The organism is Neisseria sp. P0022.S009 (assembly GCF_051956675.1).
Taxonomy (GTDB): Bacteria; Pseudomonadota; Gammaproteobacteria; order Burkholderiales; family Neisseriaceae; genus Neisseria.
The window spans coordinates 1-19,427 of sequence record NZ_JBQCXE010000001.1; the positions used below are offsets into that span (position 1 = coordinate 1).

Consider the following 19,427-nt stretch of genomic DNA (forward strand, 5'->3'; position numbering starts at 1 on the left):
ACACTTATCGGTAATCTGTTTTTTAAAGAGCGAATCGAATTATACAGTACAATTTTCAAAAGTCAACTAAAATTATCGAAAATTTCAACCAACTGTGTTATACTGTCTGCTTCGTTTTCTTCACCGCGTCAGCAGCGAAGAACCGAACTATACGCCCTCCAACAAAACCAGTCAACACCTTTCTCGAAATTATTTTCAAAAATTTAATCACCCCCCTGTTTTAACAGGGTTTTTATTTTTCTCAAAACACCTCAAATCTTCCCTATTCGCGTCCTATATCCAACCCGGTTCAATACTAAGGCCGTCTGAAAGAGTATTTCAGACGGCCTTTTTGAGGTTTTATGTCTATATTTTTAGTCGGCAAACTGTTTTTTCATTCGTTCGCGTCGCTCTTGCGCTTCTACGGACAGTGTCGCGGTCGGACGTGCCAGCAGGCGTTTGAGGCCGATGGGTTCGCCGGTATCGGCACAGAAACCGTAATCGCCTTCGTCAATGCTGCGGATGGTCGCTTGTACTTTACTGAGAAGTTTACGCTCGCGGTCGCGGGTGCGCAGTTCTAAAGCGTATTCTTCTTCTTGAGTAGCGCGGTCGGCAGGATCGGGGGCGGATTCGTGCTCTTGGAGATGACCGGTAGTGGTGTTTGCATTTTCAATCAGCTCTTCTTGCATTTTAACCAGTAGTTCGCGGAAGAAGGCCAATTGGTCGCTGTTCATGTAGTCCTCTTCGGGACCATCCCAGTTTAAAATATCTTGTTCTGTCAGCTTTGCCATGGTGTCTGCTTTCGGTTTATGTTAATGATTTGGATGCTACGGGTTTGCTTTTATTGGGTTTTCTTGAATTTCCGTTTTGGAAATTGGGCGAATCATATCATGTTTTACCTATTCATTTGTTCTTTATATTTCGATTTGCACTTTTTTGCACTAGCTTACGCCTAAATATATTAATGCGCTTTTTAGGACGTTGTATTTTTGGTCGTTAATACCTGCTGCACTTTCAGACGGCCTATTGGAGCAACCATAGATTTGTTTGCTGGATAAGCTGGGGAAACCATCGTGTCAGCCACAACCATAATAAGAGTGCCAACAAACTGCCTGAAAAATCGTATCGACCTGCGCGTAAGAAGGAAAACGGTTTGAGCAATGGCTGCAGGATTCGTTCGATGGCATAGGTCAACGGCGAATAGCGGCCCTGTATGCTGGACACCATTCTGATAATCAGAGCGATAAGTAATGTATAGGCTGCGGCTTTCAGCATATGGAGTGCGGCAAACCAGAAGTTTGCCAGAATCAGCTTATTGCTGATGGATAATGCCGGCGAGATGAAAATAATGGCGGTACAGGCAAGGTAATACACCAGAAAACCTGCGGGCAGGCAGTACCAATCGGTTTTCTCGCCGCTTGGAAATGCTTTTTGCCAAGGTTTGGTCAGCCAGCCTGTTGCCTGTATGCTGAATTTGAGCAGGGGGTGTTCTGCCGCCAATCCTGCGTATCGGAGCAAAAAGCGTGTGATACACAGGATGGCAACGGCGTCTGCCAATAATAGGAGCAAGTCGCCGCGCATGTTCAGACGGCCTTGTATTGTTGCGCCATTTCTTGCGAACGTTTAACGCAGGCTTCTACGCCCTGTTCGATGGCCTCGGCAACGTGACGGGCTTTGAAGGTTTCGATGGCTTCGTGTGTTGTGCCGCCTTTGGAAGTTACGTTTTGCTGTAATTGTGCGAATGCTTCGCCGGTTTGTTCGGCCAAAGCCACGGCGCCTTTAAATGTGGCGAGGCTCAGTTCGCGTGCGTCTTGTTCGTTGAAACCTTGTGCCAAAGCCGCATTTTGGAGCGCGCCCAACAGATAGAAAACGTAGGCGGGGCCGCTGCCGCTGATGCCGGTAATATTGTGGAGTTGCTCTTCCTCGTTCAGCCAAACGGTCGTGCCGACAGAACGCATGATGCTGTCTGCGGCTGCGCGGTCGGCTTCTGAAACGCTTGCATCGGCAAACATACCGGATACGCCCAAACCGATTTTGGCCGGCGTATTGGGCATGATGCGCACGATACGGCGTGTACCGCCCAGATAATGGCTGAGGGTATCGATGGACAATCCGGCCGCTACGGACAACACCAGCGCGCCATTTAAACGGATGTTTTGACAGGCTGCCTGCATGTCTTGCGGTTTGACGGCGAGAATGAGGACGTCGTCCGCACTCAATTCGGGCAGGTTTTCAGAAGTGGCTACGCCCAATTCTTGAACCAACTGCGCACGTCTTTCGGCGCCGCGTTCGACAATGTGGACACGATAGCCGTCTTGTTTGACCAAACCGCCTGCAATGGCAGTCGCCATATTGCCGCCGCCTAAAAAGTAGATGTTCATAAATTTCCTTAATTTTTTAAATGAGATACATTTGCTGATGTCGTCTGAAATACCGTTTCCATCATACCGACAAAATTTCAGACGACCTTTTTACCAACGGACGCTTTCGGGCAGTGATGTTCGGTATAAACCCTGTTTTTCCAAACAATCCTATGAATAATAAATTATTATATATACTTACTAATAAAACTAATTTTTATAGTTTACTGGAAATAAAGGCTGTTCTAAATTCCAAGGCAAATTTTGTTCAGAAAATATTTTTTCTATTTTCTGAACAAACATCTTCCACCTAGGATCATTCTCATCAAACTCTTCATATCCGCTTAAACAGCAATCCTGGCAAATAGATTTTAATTTATCAGTGCCCTCTAACATTTCTGTTGTCCAAATATCCCTTTCTTGGCATGACATTTCATTATTATCATCAAACGATGTAAGTTCTATATTAGCAATAATCGAAAACTCATGTTCCAAAGAGTTCAATTCCCCAGAAGGGAAGTCTAAATCAATTAATGACTCTAATAAACCGCACTTTATAGCTCTATAAACAAACTCAACACCTACCTGCAATAAATATTTTCTATTTTCAAGATTCATATCTAATGTCATAGGAAAAAAGTTAGATATTCCAAACTCAATATCAGAACACCATTGCAATTTCTCATACATATTAAACAAATAACTTTTCTTTAACATTACTTAACCTTGCTTTTTACTGGGAATTTTAGTTTTAATGGAACTCCATTATTCTGTTGTAGTAAAGCTGGATTATTAATTTCTACCGTGGCAGTTGACGATGTAGTTTTTAGGCTAGATGTTCTTGCCGGAATCCTTCTTTTTTAAAAGTTTCCGCTAAAGGGCGTTTATCGCGGGTTTGCCAAGCTAGCCCGCAAGCTTCAAACTTTTTGATTTTCCTACTGAAATAATCATTAGCTGCGGTACGATAAGCATTATCGTCAATAGAATAATTCCCGTCCGCCAAACGCTTCCCGCGGAAATCCTCGATAGAAGGCGGCGGTTCGCCTTTAATTTCCCAAAAATCTATTGCTGCCGGCTTTTTGGGTTTGCACCAGCCCGATAAGGACTCACATTGATACCAGCCCATCAACCGACAACCCGTTAAGGTCAAACCAAGCAAAACGACCGAGATAATCTGTTTCATTGGCTGCCTTCTCCTTTTTGTTTTTGTTCCCGTCTGCCGAAAATCGCGCTGCCGATGCGGACATGGGTTGCGCCGCATTCTACCGCGATTGGCATATCTCCGGACATACCCATAGATAAAACATCTGCTTCGACGCCTGCCGCGTTCAACTCAGCCAACAGCCGCTGCATGGTGTGAAACTGGCTGCGCAACTCATCGTTGCTGCTGTCGGCCTTGGCCACACACATCAATCCGCGCACTTGAATATTCGGCAACTTGGCCACTTCAAGGGCCAGCCCGACCGCTTCATCGGGCGCCACGCCGTGTTTCGCCTCTTCAGCGGCAATGTTCACTTCAATGCACACCTGCAACGGCGGCATTTCAGACGGCCTTTGTTCACTCAAGCGCCGTGCCGTTTTCAGACGGCCTATCGTATGGACCCAATGTGCGCGTTCGGCCACAAATTTGGTTTTATTAGACTGCACATCGCCGATAACGTGCCAAACAATATCCGGCAAATCGGCCAGCGTTTCCGTTTTTTCAAACCATTCCTGAATATAGTTCTCGCCGAAATCGCGCTGACCGGCTGCATACACTTCGCGGATATCGTCTGCCGGAAATGTCTTGCTGACCGCCACCAGCTTTACCGCATCCGCAGGCCGCCCTGCAGCCTCAGCCGCCTGTTCAACCGCCCGGCATACGTCCCGATAGTTTTGTTGCAATACCGACATGGTTTTCTCCTTTAACCCGTTCATCACTCGGCATTTTGAAAATTTTACTTGGTCGAACGGGTTTATCTATTTAAAATAAAGCGATTTTATTATTCTAAACCAAAACAAGGCCACATTATGCAGATTACCGACTTACTCGCGTTCGGCGTGAAAAACAAAGCCTCCGACCTCCATTTGAGTTCGGGCATTTCCCCTATGATACGCGTACATGGCGACATCCGCCGCATCAACCTGCCCGAGATGAGCCCGGAAGAAGTCGGTACCATGATTACCTCGGTCATGAACGACCACCAGCGCAAGCTCTATCAACAAGATTTTGAAGTCGATTTCTCATTTGAGCTGCCCAATGTTGCCCGCTTCCGCGTCAACGCCTTTATGACCGAACGCGGCCCGGCCGCCGTATTCCGTACCATTCCGAGCACCGTCCTGACGCTGGAAGAATTGCGTGCGCCGCGCATTTTCCAAAAAATTGCCGAAAATCCGCGCGGTTTGGTCTTGGTAACCGGCCCAACCGGTTCGGGTAAATCTACCACGCTGGCGGCGATGGTCAACTACATCAACGAAACCCAACCGGCCCACATTCTGACCATCGAAGACCCGATTGAGTTCGTCCATCAAAGCAAAAAAGCGCTCATCAACCAACGCGAACTGCATCAGCATACCCACAGCTTCACCAACGCCCTGCGTTCCGCCCTGCGCGAAGACCCCGACGTGATTCTGATCGGCGAGATGCGCGACCCTGAAACCATCTCCCTCGCCCTGACCGCCGCCGAAACCGGTCATTTGGTTTTCGGCACGCTGCACACGACTGGCGCCGCCAAAACCATCGACCGTATTGTCGACGTATTCCCTGCCGGCGAAAAAGAAATCGTACGCTCCATGTTGTCCGAATCCTTGCGCGCCATCATTTCCCAAACCCTGCTTAAAACCCGCGACGGCAACGGCCGCGTCGCCGCGCACGAAATCCTGATTTCCACACCGGCCGTGCGCAACCTCATCCGCGAAAACAAAATCGCCCAAATCAACGCCGCCCTCCAAACCGGTCAGGCCCACGGTATGCAAACCCTCGATCAAGCCCTGCAAACCCTTGTCCGCCAAGGCACCATCAGCCCCGAGATGGCACGCAGCAAAGCGCAAAACATCGAAAACCTCTCTATTTTCTAAACCATACTCAGGCCGTCTGAACCCCATCATCCCGTTTTCAGACGGCCTTTGAGCCTGACCGAATACCCGTTTTAAAGAGAATCATCATGAGCGACCTCGCCCCTCTGCACGACCTGTTAAGCGAAATGGTGCAAGCCTACTCACAAAAAAACCAAGCACCGCACATCCCCACACCGGCCGAAATCGGCACGCATCTTCACCCCCTGCTCGACCGCATGTGTGAAGAGGCTGAAAAACGCAACGCCTCCGACATCTTCATCAGCGCAGGCTTTCCCCCTGCCATCAAAGTCGGCGGCACCCTCACGCCCATGCCCCACAAAGCGCTGACCGGCGCGGACACCGCCGCCATCGCCGAATCCACCATGAACCCCGACCAGCTCGAAGCCTTCAACCGCGACTGGGAAATCAACTATTCCGTCCAATCGCGCAGCAACACACGCTACCGCGTCAACGCCTACCACGAGCAAGGCCGCGTCGGCATGGTATTGCGCCGCGTCAGCCAAGACATTCCCGAAATGAAGACCCTCGGTTTGCCCGAAAAGCTCCAAGAGCTTGCACTCGCGCCACGCGGCCTGCTGATCCTCGCCGGCCCGACCGGTTCGGGTAAGTCCACCACCATGGCTTCCATGCTCAACTACCGCAACCAAAAGCTGCCCGGCCATATCGTTACCATCGAAGACCCCATCGAGTTTATCTACAAACCTTGCCGCAGCATCTTCACCCAGCGCGAAATCGGCATCGATACCGACAACTGGAAAACCGCCGTTCAAAGCGCCATGCGTCAAGCGCCAGATGTCGTCTGTATCGGCGAAGTCCGCAGCGAAGAAAGCATGGAATACGCCCTCCAACTGGCTCAAACCGGCCATCTGTGCGTTTTCACCATCCATGCCAGCACGGCCTCTCAAACCATCGAGCGCATCATCAACTTCTATCCGGAAGACCGCCGCCAACAGGTCTTGATGGATTTGGCGTTAAACCTCGTCGGCATCATCGGCCAACGCCTCGTCGTCAAGAAAAACCGCCAACGCACGGCCGTTACCGACCTACTGCTCAACACTCCGGCCATGCAGGACCTGATTTTCAAAGGTGAATTGCTGGAAATCCGCGACCTGATGGCACGCTCCGGCAGCAACGGCATGCAGACGTTCGACCAGAATCTCTTCAATCTCTACACACAAGGCCAAATCGAACTCAGCGAAGCCCTGCGCCAAGCGGTATCCGCCAACGATTTACGCCTGCGCATTCAAATGCACGACGAAGGCAACAATACCGAGCGTCTCTACGACCGCATCAGCGACCTCAACCTGATGACCTAATGGCGTAAGCTAAAAAAGGCCGTCTGAACAGATGTGGAAACGAAATCAAGTATTTCCCCGTATCCGTCCAGACGGCCTTATCCTATTTCAAGCATTCTGAAAGCGACTGAAAATCCTGTTAAAATCCAATCATTCATCTCATAACAAATAAAACAACCCAATCATGAACACCCCGCCGCTCAAACCTCTGATCATTGCCTCCCTACCCGTCTTCGCCAGCGTATTCATCGCCGCCACCCTCGTTTGGCACTTTAACACCCCCAAACTCGCCATGCCCTTCGTACTCGGCATTATTGCCGGCGGTTTGGTCGATTTGGACAACCGCCTCACAGGCCGTCTGATAAACATCGTCATCACCGTCGCCCTGTTTACCCTCTCCTCACTGCTTGCCCAAAGCACCATCGGCACAGGCGTTCCCTTCATCTTGGCCATGACCCTGATGACTTTCGGCTTCACCATCCTCGGCACCGTCGGCCTCAAATACCGCACCATCGCTTTCGGTGCGCTCGCCGTCGCCACCTACACCACGCTGACCTACACCCCCGAAAGCTACTGGCTGACCAATCCCGTCATGATTCTGCTGGGCACAGTCCTATACAGCGTCAGCACCCTGATCTTCCAAATCATCCTGCCCCACCGCCCAGTCCAAGAAACCGTCGCCAACGCCTACGACACACTCAGCAACTACTTCGATGCCAAAGCCGACTTTTTCGACCCCGACGAAGCCGCATGGTTGGGCAACCGCCAAATCGACCTGGCCATGAGCAACACCGGCGTGATTACCGCCTTCAACCAATGCCGTGCCGCACTTTTCTACCGATTACGCGGCCAACACCGCCATCCGCGCACCGCCAAAATGCTGCGCTACTACCTCAGCGCGCAAGACATGCACGAACGCATCAGCTCCGCCCACGTCGATTACAGCGAAATGGCCGAGCAGCTCAAAAACACCGACCTCATCTTCCGCATCCGCCGCCTGCTCGAAATGCAGGGTCAGGCGTGCCGCAACATTGCCGCCACCCTGCGCAACAACAAACCCTACGCATACAGCAAACGCCTCGGCCGCGCTATGGAAGGCTGCCGCCAATCCCTCGGCCATTTTGCCGAGACCCACGCCGACAATGCCAACCTCCACAATATCCGCCGCCTGCTCGACAACCTCAGCAGCGTCGATTACCAACTGCGGCAACTGCAAAACGATGCGTCCCTTGCCGAAAACGACAACACCGACACCCGCATCGCCGCCCTTGAAAACACCAAGTTCCGCAACATTGGCGAAACCGTCCTCAGCCAGCTCAATTTCGAATCCGGCGTCTTCCGCCATGCCACCCGACTCTCCATCGTCGTGGCCGCGGCCTGCATCATCGTCGAAATCCTCCACCTCAACCTCGGCTACTGGATCCTGCTGACCGCCCTCTTCGTCTGCCAACCCAACTACACTGCCACCAAAAGCCGCGTGTACCAACGTATCGCCGGTACGATTCTCGGCGTGATTGTCGGTTCGCTCGTCCCCTACTTCACCCCGTCCGTTGAAACCAAGCTCTGGATTGTCATCGCCAGCACCACCCTGTTTTTCATCACCCGAAGCTATAAATACAGCTTCTCCACCTTCTTCATCACCATCCAAGCCCTAACCAGCCTTTCGCTTGCCGGTTTGGACGTGTACCACGCCATGCCCATCCGCATTATCGACACCATCGTCGGTTCCGTTATCGCATGGGCCGCCGCCACCTACCTCTGGCCCGATTGGCGTTACCTCACCCTCAGCCACACCGCCGCCCAGACCATCACTGCCAACGGCCGCTATCTCGACGCCATCCTCGACCAGCTGCAAAACGGCAGCCGCGACGATGTCGACTACCGCCTCACCCGCCGCCAAGCCCACGAAAGCACCGCCGCCCTCAGCAGCACCTTATCCGACATGAGCAGCAACCCGAAAAAATACCAAGACCGCCTGCAAGACGGTTTTACCCTGCTCAAAACCAGCTATGCGCTGACCGGCCACATTTCCGCGCTCGGCGCATACCGCGACCAGGTTCATCACGACGGCAGCGATACCTTCGCCCCATATGCCCGCCTGACCCACCACATCGCCGAACTCCTCAAACAAATGCCGCAGACCGAACCGGCCACCTTCGATGCCAGCATCGAAGCCATCCGACAGGAGTTTGCCGATTTGGAGCAGACCGACAAAGAGCAGTCCCAACAAAACCAAATCCTCAAACACCAGCTCGACCTTATCATCCGCCAGCTTGCACCGTGTTATCAGGCATTGCACAGACAGTCGGATACGCAAACCGCCTAAACCGATAACACATTTCAACAAAATAAATAAGGCCGTCTGAAACCTGATTTCCAGATTTCAGACGGCCTTTATTCAGCCATCGAGATTAAAACCGATTATGCGCCACGTTTTTCCAAAGCGGCTACGGCAGGCAACTCTTTGCCTTCCAAGAATTCGAGGAACGCGCCGCCGCCGGTGGAGATGTAGCTGATTTGGTCGGTTACGCCGAATTTGGCAATCGCCGCCAAAGTGTCGCCGCCGCCGGCAATCGAGAACGCATCGCTTTGGGCAATCGCTTCGGCCAATACTTTGGTACCGCCGGCAAATTGGTCAAACTCGAACACGCCGACCGGGCCGTTCCATACGACAGTGCCTGCGGCTTTGAGCAGCTCGGCCAAAGCAGCGGCGGATTTCGGACCGATGTCCAAAATCATGTCGTCTTCGGCAACGTCGGCAATGTCTTTCACCACCGCTTCCGCATCGGCGGCAAAGGCTTTAGCGACAACCACATCGGTCGGCAGCGGAACAGAGCCGCCTTTGGCCGCCATTTTTGCCATGATTTTTTTGGATTCTTCCACCAAATCGTGTTCGGCCAAAGATTTGCCGATGGCTTTGCCTTCTGCCAGTAAGAATGTGTTGGCAATGCCGCCGCCGACGATCAGTTGGTCGACTTTGTCGGCCAAAGATTCGAGGATGGTCAGTTTGGTAGACACTTTGCTGCCGGCAACGATGGCAACCATCGGATGAGCCGGTTGCTTCAGGGCTTTGCCCAAAGCGTCGAGTTCGCCCGCCATCAACACGCCTGCGCAGGCAACCGGTGCGGCTTGGGCGACGGCCTCAGTCGAAGCTTGGGCGCGGTGGGCGGTACCGAATGCGTCGTTAACGAATACGTCGCACAAAGAAGCGTAGGCTTTGCCCAGCTCCAAGTCGTTTTTCTTCTCGCCTTTGTTGATGCGCACGTTTTGCAACATCACGACATCACCGGCGTTCAAAGTCGGTTTGTTTTCACGCCAGTCGTTCAATACTTTCACGTCTTTGCCCAACAGTTTGCCCAAATGCGCAGCAACAGGCGCTACATCGTCTTCAGGATGGAATTCGCCTTCGGTCGGACGGCCGAGGTGGGTCATCACGATCACAGACGCGCCGTTGTCCAAGCAGTATTTGATGGATGCGAGCGAAGCGCGGATACGGGTGTCGTCGCTGATGTTGCCGTCTTTAAACGGTACGTTCATATCGGCACGGATCAGAACGGTTTTGCCTTGAACATTTTGTTCGGTCAATTTCAAAAATGCCATGATGATTCCTTTGTGATGGTTGGGAACGGGAATGTTTGGGATTATCCGTGAATGAGGCGCGACGGTAAAGATTGGCAACGGCCGCGCTTGATGTGAATCAGCAGATAAAGCCGCAGGCCGTCTGAAACATTCGGCCAATCTTTGCAGATTTTCCGCTATACTTTGGCGATTGATTTTCATTTTACGGATTAAACCATGTTACGCCGAATTGCTTTAATGCTTGCCTTCGCGCTGCCTGCCGCTTCATGGGCGCAGACGCTTTCTGAAACCCTGCCCAACGGTCTGAAAATCATCGTCAAAGAAGACCACCGCGCGCCTGTGGCCGTTTCGCAGATTTGGTACAAAATCGGCAGCGTGGATGAAAAACCGGGCAAAAGCGGCCTGAGCCACGCTTTGGAACACATGATGTTTAAAGGCACGAAAGACGTTCCCTCCGGCGAGTTCAACCGCCGCGTGTCCGAGCTGGGCGGGCAAAACAACGCCTACACCAACCGCAATGAAACGGTCTATTACGAAAACGTCGCCGCCGCCAACCTGCCCGAAATTCTGAAGCTCGAAGCCGACCGCATGCACAACCTCAACTTCAGCGACAAAGAATTCCTCAACGAGATGAACGTCATCCGCGAAGAACGCCGCCAGCGCACGGAAGACACGGCCGACGGCAAAATGTGGGAGCAAGCCTATCTTGCCGCCTTTACCCAACCGTCTATGCGCGCCTCCGTCATCGGCTACATGAAAGATTTGCACACCCTCAAAGCCGACGACTTGCGCGCGTGGTACAAACAATATTACGCGCCCAACAATGCCGTATTGGTCATTGTCGGCGATGTCGATGCCAAACAAACGCTTCAGACGGCCGCCAAACTCTTTGGCGATATTCCGGCTAAAGCCCAGCCGCCGCGCAACAAGCTCCATACCGAACCCTATTTGCGCAAGCCTGTTACGGTCAAAGCCACTTCTCCGGTTACACACCAGCCGCTGATTGCCATCAACTTCCGTGTGCCGAAACTCCAAAAACTCGATGACACGATGCCTTTCGCCCTCGACATCCTCTCCGATATTTTGGCAGGCAACGCGTCCAGCCGTTTTGATAAAAACCTCGTGCGCGGCAAGCAAACCGCATTGAGCGCAGGAACGCATTACGACATCATCAGCCGTGAAATGCCGCTGTTCAGCGTAATAGCCATGCCTGCCGAAGGCGTGAAAACCGATACTCTGATTGCCCAGCTGCGCCAAGAAATCAAAGACATTGCCGACAACGGCGTTTCCGAAGAAGAATTGCAGCGCGTCAAAACCCAGGCAGCGGTCAACGAAATCTACGCCAAAGACTCCATGTCTTCCCAAGCCTCCATGATGGGCCGCCTCGAAGCGCGCGGTTTCCAATATACCGACGAACAAGAAATCCACCGCCGCCTACAGGCCGTCAGCGCACAAGAAGTACAGGCCGCCGCCCGGATGTTGACCGACGAGCGCATGAGTACCGTCATCATCGAGCCGCAAAAAACAGCCGCCGCACCAAGCAAAAAAGCTGCCAAACGCCGATAAACATCAGGCCGTCTGAAAGCCCATATCCTTTCAGACGGCCCTAACAGAAAGCCACAACATGAAACCCACCCTGCTCGCCCTTGCCCTACTCCTGCCCTTAAGCGTCCAAGCCGCCACCGACATCCAACGCTGGCGCAACCGCGACGGCACCCAAATCCTCCTTGTCGAACGCCACGAAAACCCCATCATCGACCTTGAAGTCAGCTTCAAGGGCGCAGGCAGCGTCGCCAATCCGGACGGCAAAAGCCAAGTTGCCGAATTTACCGCCGCCCTCTTGACCGACGGCACCCAAGAGCTGGACGAAGAAGCCTTCAATGCCGAAGCCGACAACATCGGCGCACAAATCAGCAGCGACAGCAATGCCGAGAGCGCGTCCGCAGGCTTCCGCAGCCTCAGCAAAGCCGACATCCGCGACAAAGCCGCCAACTTGCTCAACCACTCGCTGACCCGTCCGCGCTTTGACGAAGCCGTTTTCCGCCGCCGTCAAACCCAATCCATCACCGGCTTGCAACAACAAGAAACCACCCCCGACTACACCGCCACGCGCAAACTGACCAAACTCATCTACCCGAACCACCCCTACGGCAGTGGCGCAAACATAACCGTTGACAGCCTCAAACGAGTTAGTCTGGACGACATCCGCGCCTTCCACCGCACCCACTACGGCAAAGACAACGCCATCGTTGCCATCGTCGGCGACCTCAACCGCAAACAGGCAGAGCAACTGGTCGAACGCGTCCTCAAAGACCTGCCGGCCAAAGCCACCGCAACCCACGCCATCCCACCCGTTCCCAAACAAACCGCCCAACGCCGCGACATCCCCTTTGCCGGTACACAGGCACAAGTCCTGCTCGGCACCTCCCTCATCAAACGCCACGACCCCGACTATTACGCCCTCGTTGCCGGTAACTACATCCTCGGCGGTGGCGGTTTCGACAGCCGCCTCATGAAAGTTTTGCGCGACCAACACGGCTACACCTACGGCGTATACAGCAGCCTCGCCCCGGCGACAGAAGAAGGCACGTTTGCCGTTTCCTACTCCACCCAAAAGAAAAACACCAAAGCCTCACTGGCCGACACCCAAGCCGTCATCGAACAGTTTATCGCCGAAGGCCCGACCGAAGCCGAACTGAAACAGGCCAAAGCCAACATCGTCGGCAGCTTCCCCCTGCGCTACGACTCCAACGACAAACTGCTTAACTACCTGAGCCTGATCGGCCTCTACGACCTGCCCAACGACTACTTGGAAGCCTACCCCAAAGCCATCAACAGCCTAACCGTCGAACAAGTCCGCGACGCATGGCAACGCCGCGTCAAATTCAAAGACCTCAACACCGTCGTTGTCGGCGCAGAATAAAACGCTTTAAAACAACAGGCCGTCTGAAAGATTTTTCAGACGGCCTGTTGTTTGACAATTATTCAGATTACTTATGCACTATGATACAATTTCTTACTTTTCAAATATTAATCATAAAAGGGGTTTTCATGAAAGTATATAAGATATTTAAAGATTCAATAGGCCAATATGAAGCGGTCAAACAAGGCTGGTCTTGGCCTGCATTTTTCTTTGAAGGTATCTGGGCATGTGTGAAGAAAATGTGGGGGGTGGGTATCATCCTTATTATTCTATCTATAATTTTAAGTTTTTTTAATTTTGGAGCTGAAAAACTGGTAAGTATGAACCCCGCCTTCGCAATCTTTCTCCCCTTTCTATTTCTTATTGGTATTACCATTAAAATCCTAATGGGTGCATACGGTAACAAACTGCGTGAAAAAAATTTGATAAGCCGAGGCTATCAGCATCAAAAAAAAGATGCTGAATTTATTATTGCTCAGAATCCTCAAATGGCCATTATTCAGTATATTTCCAAATACGAAAAATAAATCGGATTCTTAAAACATAAAGGCCGTCTGAAACCTTAAAATAGGTTTCAGACGGCCTGAGCCTTTGCAAAACTCTTTACATCTCAAACCTTTCTGAAACCCAGCGGGCCAAGCGCCTGCCCGGTTTTACCTTTTCCCCTAAGGAGCCGCCATGTCCCATCTGCAAACCATCGCCGAACACCTGACCAGCCGCCGCCAAACCGTTACCTGCGCCGAGTCCTGCACCGGTGGCCTGCTTGCAGGTGCGCTGACCTCCGTTCCCGGCAGTTCGCAATGGTTTCATCAAAGCTTCGTCACATACAGCAACCAAGCCAAACAGGAGCGTCTGGGCGTCATGCCCGACACCTTGCTGAAACACGGCGCGGTCAGCCGCGAGACCGTCTATGAAATGGCACGCGGCGCAAAAGCCGTCGCGCAGGCGGATTACGCTTTGAGTATTTCCGGCATCGCCGGCCCCGGCGGCGGCAGCGCGGCCAAACCGGTCGGCACAGTCTGGTTCGGCCTGGCCACGCCCGAAGGCTCGTTTGAGCAAACCGTACTATTCACAGGCGACCGCGAAGCAGTAAGGGCGCAAGCCGTCGAATACGCATTGGCTTTCTTGGCGGAATATTTGGTTTGATAGCAAAAACTCAGGCCGTCTGAAATCTGGAAATCAGGTTTCAGGCGGCCTTTTTATCTATTCAAACCATCGGCGGATTTATACGCCCAAAAGCTCTTTGCCGAGGAAGCTGCCTTTTTCGACACCCGGCAGAACGAAGAAATAGCCGCCGCCAAACGGGCTGATGTATTCCTCCAGAGGCTCGCCGTTGAGCAGGTTTTGCACGAAGATGAATCCGTCGGCAAGGTTGGCCTGATAGCAGATGAAAATCAGGCCGACGTCGAGCTGGCCGTTGGCGGCAAGGCCGCGTGAGTAGTTGAAGGCGCGGCGGTAGAGCAGGTGTTTTTTCATGAACTCCGGATCGCGCGGATTGGCAAGGCGCATATGGCTGTCTTTGGGCGTGATTTTGCCGTCTGGGTCTTTGGCGAAATCGGCGGTGTCGCCCTCTTTTTTACCGTCCATGGGCGCGCCGCTGTATTTGCGCCGGCCGAAAATATCGGTTTGTTCCTGCATCGGGGTGCGGTCCCAAAACTCGACAAAGTGGCGGATAAGGCGGACGGCCTGATAGCTGCCGTTTTTCGCCCATGCCGGTTCGTCCAAGCTGTTGGCAGCAACGCCCGTCCACAGGACTTGATCGGCGACTTTGGGATCTTCGACTTTGGGATTGCCGGAGCCGTCGCGGAAACCTAAAAGATTGCGCGCGGCAATGGCGCCGGGTTCGGCTTTAGGGAGCCAACCGTCTATGCTCCAGCGGATGACGGCAAACTGGGCGGTGTTTTTGATGATATCGCGCAGGGCGGCTTGGCAGGTTTCGGGGGAGAATGCGCAAATTTGCAGGCTGAGGTCGCCGTCGCACCAAGATTTTTGGAGTTTGTCGTTGGGGAAGTCGCGCATTTCTTGTAGGTGTTTCGGCTTTTTGTCTTTGAGGCCGAAGCGGTCGTCAAATAGGCTGCTGCCGACGCCGACGGTAACCGTCAGCCCGTCGGGGCGGAATTGTTTGCCGAGGATGCCGCTGCCCGCAGGTGGGAGTTTGTCGTCGCCATCTTGGTATTCGCCGCCTTGGGTGAGGAATTCGATGCGGGCGGTCAGGGCGCGGAACAGGTTTTCAAGTTGTTTGGCATCTTTGGCGGTAACGTCAAAGGCACACATGATGCCGAAGAGCTGGTGTGGCGTAACGATGCCTGCCTGATGCTCGCCATAACACGGATAGGCCAGCTCGGAATGTTGGTTGTTTTGGGTCTCGGCGGCGGCTTCGCCTTGTTTTTTGCCGGCAAAATAACCGGCAACACCGATGGCGCCGGCGGCAAGGGCAGTTTTGAAAAGGGTTCGTTTTTCGGGTTGTGCCGGTTGTTTGTTTTGGCTCATGGTCTGCTCCTTGGCAGGGAACGGAAAGATTGCAATCGTGTGAAGTAAGGTCGGTTTTCAAACATATTTGTGTGGGAGACAATAAGATTCAGACGGCCTTTCAATATCCAAAGGCCGCCTGAAAACGCGTTATCTTATTTCAAACCCAAAATGCCGCGCAGTTTGGCCAAGTCTTCTGCCAAGGCATTAATCGGCGCCTGCAGGGCTTTGCGGTCTTCTTCGCTCAATTTGTCGTACAGCTCGAAACCGTTCGGGGTTTTGTATTTCGCCAAAATGTCTTCAACCTGTTTGAAGTTGGCATCGGTTTTTTCCAACAACGCTTTGTCTTTGGCTTCGATCAGCGGACGGAACAAATCAACGATTTTTTTGGAGCCTTCCACATTGGCTTGGAAGTCGCTCAAGTCGGTATGGCTGTAACGGTCTTCTTCGCCGCTGATTTTGCTGCCGGCCACTTCTTCAATCAGTTCGGACGCGCCGCCGACCACCTTACCCGGAGGAAACGCCAATGCGTCGATTTCTTTTTGCAGTGCTTCGACATCGGTCATCAGTTTGGCTGCAATTTCCTTCACGCCGGATACGTCTTTTTCTACCCAAAGGGCGTGTTCGATACGGTGGAAGCCGGTAAATCCGGCATCTTTCGCACCGTCTTTGAAGTCGTCTTCACGCGCATCGATGACGGGGTCGAGTTCGCTGAAAAGCTCGGCAATCGGTTCGATACGTTCGTAATGGACGCGGGTGGCGGCAAACAGGGATTTGGCCTTTTCAATGTCGCCGGCTTTAACGGCTTCGGTAAAGGTTTTGGTTTTCGCCACCAGCTCTTTAACCTCGCCTTGAACGTAAGCTTTATAGTCGGCGAGCGGTTGGGACAGTTTTTCCAAATCCGCTTCGTTGGCAGTGTCTTTGAAGCCGCTGTCGGTAACAATCAGCTTACCGCGCGGATTAGTCAACAGGCCGCAAGTCATTTCGTATTCGCCCGGCAGCAGGGTAACGGTCATTTTGTCGGATAAACCCGGGGCGATGTTTTCACGCTCGTCCACCACCATCACGCCTTTCAGAATTTCCCATTCCAGCTTGCGGCCGCTGTCGTTTTTAATGTTGAACACGACTTGGCCGCTGGGGACGGTCAATTCCATCGGTTCGCAGGCAGTATCGTTCACGCCGATATTGACCGAACCGTCGGCATTGGCGGCAGCGGATGCGCCTGAAGCGGCAGGCGCGGCTTTTTCGGCTTCAGGCGGCTGACACGCAGTCAAACCCAGAGCCAGCATTACAGACAAAGCAGTCAGATTGAATTTTTTCATTTTCATTCCTTTTTATTTAGTTAACGTTTTTGCCGGCGCGCTGCCGCGCAAAAACCAAATCATGACGGGAACCAGATACAGCAGCCAAATCAGGACTTCGCCTTCGGTTGGGTGGTCGGTATAGCCGAAGAAACCGCCGAGCAGCACGCCTAAAGGGCTGTCTTCATGCAAATATTTCGATGTGTCGAAAGCAATATCCTGCATCACATTCCATACGCCGGCCTCATGCAGCGCGCGAAACGAACCGGCCAGCAGACCGGCCGCCACCACAATCAGAAACGCGCCCGTCCAACGGAAAAACTTCGCCAAGTTCAGGCGCATACCGCCCTGATAAATCAGCGTACCGATGACAACCGCCACCAACAGCCCCAACACCGCGCCTATCGGCATAGACCACGTCGGGCTTTGCTGGAACACGGCCAGCAGGAAAAACACACTCTCCAAACCTTCGCGCGCCACAGCCAAAAACGCCATGCCGACCAAGGCCCAACCCTGGCCGCTGCCGCGGTTCAAGGCCGACTGAACAGAATCCTGAAGATGCTGTTTCATCGAACGCGCGGCCTTCTTCATCCACAAAATCATGTACGTCAGCATCGCCACAGCCACCAGGCCGATGGCGCCGACCACCAATTCCTGTTCTTTTTGCGGAATCTCGCCGGTAGCGGAATGAATGCCGTAACCAATACCCAAACACATGACCGAAGCCAAAAACACGCCCAGCCAAACCTTCGGCATCAGCTCGCTGTGTCCCGACTGTTTCAAAAAACTGGCAACAATGCCGACGATCAGGGCGGCTTCGATGCCCTCGCGCAGCATAATCAATAAAGCAATCAGCATAAAAAACTCTAAAGTGAAATGTTCATTTGTTAACGCATTTATAACGCTTTATGCTTAATAACGCAAATTATTTTTATTTTTTAATAACCCCATATTTATTAAGATTTTTTAAAATAAAATAACGGACGTAATCAATAAAAACTAAAAGGCCGTCTGAATAAGGCCGTCTGAATTTTATTTTTTCAGACGGCCTTAATTTATCTAAGCAATTGTAAATAAATAATAAAAAAGTTCCATAGTATAAATTTCCCTATCAGTGATATTTTCAGAATTTATCAAATTTAAAAGGTTGATTTACAACAAAAATTAAAACCGCCTTATCTTTTATAGTTGGCATATTGCTGGTGCAATCAGCAATCCATGACATAACAAACGCATAACAAAGGAACCCTCCTATGCCACGTTTAAAACTCCACCAAATCGCTTTGGCTTTGGCCGTTTCTGCCGCGTTGACCGCCTGCGGCGAGAAAACGGCTCAAACAACCGAAACCCCTCAAGCGGCTTCTGCCGCGAGCGCTGCCGATGCTGCCGCAAGCACCGCCGCTGTTTCGGCCCCTCAAAATTCCGCCGATGTTTCTGCCGAAGACAAAGCCCTGTTGGAACGCGCGCAAACCGTGTTCAAACCTTTGCCTGATGCGGCCGAAATGCAAAAAATCCGTCCGTTTACCGAAGAGCAGGTCAAACTCGGCCAACAACTTTGGTACGAAACCCGCCTGTCCAAAGGCAACACCGTCAGCTGTAACTCCTGCCACAACTTGGCAACGGCCGGCGTAGACAACATGCCGACCAGCGCGGGCCACAAAAGCCAATTCGGCGCCCGTAACCCCCCGACTGCCCTGAATGCCGCCTTGTTGGGAAGCCAATTCTGGGACGGCCGTGCCGCCGATGTGGAAGAACAAGCCGGCGGCCCATTGCTCAACCCGGTTGAAATGGCCAACGCGACCGAAGCCGATGCCGCCGCCAAAATCGCCGGTATCCCTGAATACCAAGAAAAATTCAAAGCCGCATTCCCTGAAGACGGCGCGGTTTCCTTTAAAAACATCACCACTGCATTGGGCGCGTTTGAACGTACCCTGCTGACCCCGACCCGTTGGGACGACTACCTGAAAGGCAACGTATCTGCCCTGAGCGAACAAGAACGCAAAGGCGTACGCGCATTTATGGACAACGGCTGTATCGCTTGTCACAACGGCGTCAACTTGGGCGGTACCATGTTCCAAAAATTCGGTTTGGTGGATGGTCCTTACTGGAAACACATCGACGATCCTAAACACGACAAAGGCCGTGCGGACGTAACCAAAAAAGCCGAAGACGAATTCTTCTTCCGTGTTCCCGGCTTGAGAAATGTTGAGCGCACCTATCCATACTTCCACAACGGCAGCGTTTGGGAACTGGATAAAGCCGTCAACATCATGGCAAAAGCCCAATTGGGTAAAACTCTGGCTCCGGAAGACACTGAAAACATCGTTGCCTTCTTGAAAGCCCTCTCCGGCAATGTTCCGGAGTCTGCCCGAACCATGCCTGAGCTGCCTGTCTCCCACGATGTCAAATCCCAACCTGACAACAAATAAGGTTTAGCGCAAAACAAAGGCCGTCTGAAAATCCG

The 19,427-nt window shown here is 52.5% G+C and carries 18 protein-coding genes; 8 read left to right on the plus strand and 10 right to left on the minus strand.

Annotated features, from left to right (window positions below):
* Positions 1-353: 353 nt before the first annotated feature.
* The 6 genes from dksA to ACTHUG_RS00030 all read right to left on the minus strand — a co-directional run bounded on the left by dksA (position 354) and on the right by ACTHUG_RS00030 (position 4,232).
* Positions 354-770, minus strand: a complete 417-nt coding sequence (dksA, locus tag ACTHUG_RS00005; protein WP_003747644.1) for an RNA polymerase-binding protein DksA — start codon at positions 768-770, stop codon at positions 354-356.
* A 232-nt stretch (positions 771-1,002) separates the two neighbouring features.
* Positions 1,003-1,560, minus strand: a complete 558-nt coding sequence (locus tag ACTHUG_RS00010) for a YggT family protein (protein ID WP_222570616.1) — start codon at positions 1,558-1,560, stop codon at positions 1,003-1,005.
* 2 nt (positions 1,561-1,562) lie between these two features.
* On the minus strand, positions 1,563-2,360 hold the full coding sequence (proC, locus tag ACTHUG_RS00015; protein WP_222570617.1) for a pyrroline-5-carboxylate reductase: 798 nt from the start codon (positions 2,358-2,360) through the stop codon (positions 1,563-1,565).
* 189 nt (positions 2,361-2,549) lie between these two features.
* Complete coding sequence (locus ACTHUG_RS00020) at positions 2,550-3,056, minus strand: hypothetical protein (RefSeq protein WP_296116999.1); 507 nt, start codon at positions 3,054-3,056, stop codon at positions 2,550-2,552.
* A gap of 109 nt (positions 3,057-3,165) precedes the next feature.
* Positions 3,166-3,522, minus strand: coding sequence for an RNA-binding protein (locus tag ACTHUG_RS00025; protein ID WP_440386770.1), 357 nt, complete (start codon positions 3,520-3,522; stop codon positions 3,166-3,168).
* A complete protein-coding gene (locus ACTHUG_RS00030) occupies positions 3,519-4,232 on the minus strand; it encodes a YggS family pyridoxal phosphate-dependent enzyme (protein ID WP_440386771.1) in 714 nt (237 codons plus the stop codon). Before ACTHUG_RS00030 ends, ACTHUG_RS00025 begins: the two co-directional genes overlap by 4 nt.
* 117 nt (positions 4,233-4,349) lie before the next feature.
* Here ACTHUG_RS00030 and ACTHUG_RS00035 point away from each other — a divergent pair, with 117 nt between their 5' ends.
* From ACTHUG_RS00035 to yccS, 3 genes are all read left to right on the plus strand, one after another.
* Positions 4,350-5,396 carry a type IV pilus twitching motility protein PilT gene (locus tag ACTHUG_RS00035; protein WP_036492519.1) on the plus strand — a complete coding sequence of 349 codons (1,047 nt, stop codon included), beginning with the start codon at positions 4,350-4,352 and terminating at the stop codon, positions 5,394-5,396.
* An 86-nt stretch (positions 5,397-5,482) separates the two neighbouring features.
* Positions 5,483-6,712 carry a PilT/PilU family type 4a pilus ATPase gene (locus tag ACTHUG_RS00040; protein WP_314598525.1) on the plus strand — a complete coding sequence of 410 codons (1,230 nt, stop codon included), beginning with the start codon at positions 5,483-5,485 and terminating at the stop codon, positions 6,710-6,712.
* A gap of 163 nt (positions 6,713-6,875) precedes the next feature.
* Positions 6,876-9,017 carry a YccS family putative transporter gene (yccS, locus tag ACTHUG_RS00045; protein ID WP_295701152.1) on the plus strand — a complete coding sequence of 714 codons (2,142 nt, stop codon included), beginning with the start codon at positions 6,876-6,878 and terminating at the stop codon, positions 9,015-9,017.
* A 95-nt stretch (positions 9,018-9,112) separates the two neighbouring features.
* Here the strand turns inward: yccS and ACTHUG_RS00050 are convergent, their stop codons facing one another.
* Entirely contained in the window at positions 9,113-10,291 is a 1,179-nt protein-coding gene (locus ACTHUG_RS00050) for a phosphoglycerate kinase (protein ID WP_036493913.1), read from the minus strand.
* A gap of 195 nt (positions 10,292-10,486) precedes the next feature.
* On the opposite strand from ACTHUG_RS00050, the gene ACTHUG_RS00055 reads away from it, so the two are divergent.
* The 4 genes from ACTHUG_RS00055 (at position 10,487) to ACTHUG_RS00070 (ending at position 14,339) form a co-directional block, all read left to right on the plus strand.
* Positions 10,487-11,836, plus strand: a complete 1,350-nt coding sequence (locus tag ACTHUG_RS00055; RefSeq protein ID WP_440386772.1) for a M16 family metallopeptidase — start codon at positions 10,487-10,489, stop codon at positions 11,834-11,836.
* Between the two features lie 58 nt (positions 11,837-11,894).
* The gene (locus ACTHUG_RS00060; RefSeq protein WP_440386773.1) at positions 11,895-13,193 is read left to right on the plus strand and encodes a M16 family metallopeptidase; all 1,299 of its coding nucleotides are present in this window, start codon (positions 11,895-11,897) and stop codon (positions 13,191-13,193) included.
* A gap of 128 nt (positions 13,194-13,321) precedes the next feature.
* Positions 13,322-13,720 carry a DUF2628 domain-containing protein gene (locus tag ACTHUG_RS00065; protein ID WP_311477513.1) on the plus strand — a complete coding sequence of 133 codons (399 nt, stop codon included), beginning with the start codon at positions 13,322-13,324 and terminating at the stop codon, positions 13,718-13,720.
* Between the two features lie 151 nt (positions 13,721-13,871).
* On the plus strand, positions 13,872-14,339 hold the full coding sequence (locus tag ACTHUG_RS00070) for a CinA family protein (protein WP_440386736.1): 468 nt from the start codon (positions 13,872-13,874) through the stop codon (positions 14,337-14,339).
* A gap of 78 nt (positions 14,340-14,417) precedes the next feature.
* On the opposite strand, the gene efeB is transcribed toward ACTHUG_RS00070, so the two are convergent.
* From efeB to efeU, 3 genes are all read right to left on the minus strand, one after another.
* Entirely contained in the window at positions 14,418-15,683 is a 1,266-nt protein-coding gene (gene efeB / locus ACTHUG_RS00075; RefSeq protein WP_070631554.1) for an iron uptake transporter deferrochelatase/peroxidase subunit, read from the minus strand.
* Positions 15,684-15,817: 134 nt separating this feature from the next.
* Positions 15,818-16,984 carry an iron uptake system protein EfeO gene (gene efeO, locus ACTHUG_RS00080; protein ID WP_049335642.1) on the minus strand — a complete coding sequence of 389 codons (1,167 nt, stop codon included), beginning with the start codon at positions 16,982-16,984 and terminating at the stop codon, positions 15,818-15,820.
* 12 nt (positions 16,985-16,996) lie between these two features.
* A complete protein-coding gene (gene efeU, locus ACTHUG_RS00085; protein ID WP_036492490.1) occupies positions 16,997-17,821 on the minus strand; it encodes an iron uptake transporter permease EfeU in 825 nt (274 codons plus the stop codon).
* Positions 17,822-18,216: 395 nt separating this feature from the next.
* On the opposite strand from efeU, the gene ACTHUG_RS00090 reads away from it, so the two are divergent.
* Positions 18,217-19,392, plus strand: coding sequence for a cytochrome-c peroxidase (locus ACTHUG_RS00090; RefSeq protein ID WP_049333127.1), 1,176 nt, complete (start codon positions 18,217-18,219; stop codon positions 19,390-19,392).
* Positions 19,393-19,427: the final 35 nt, after the last annotated feature.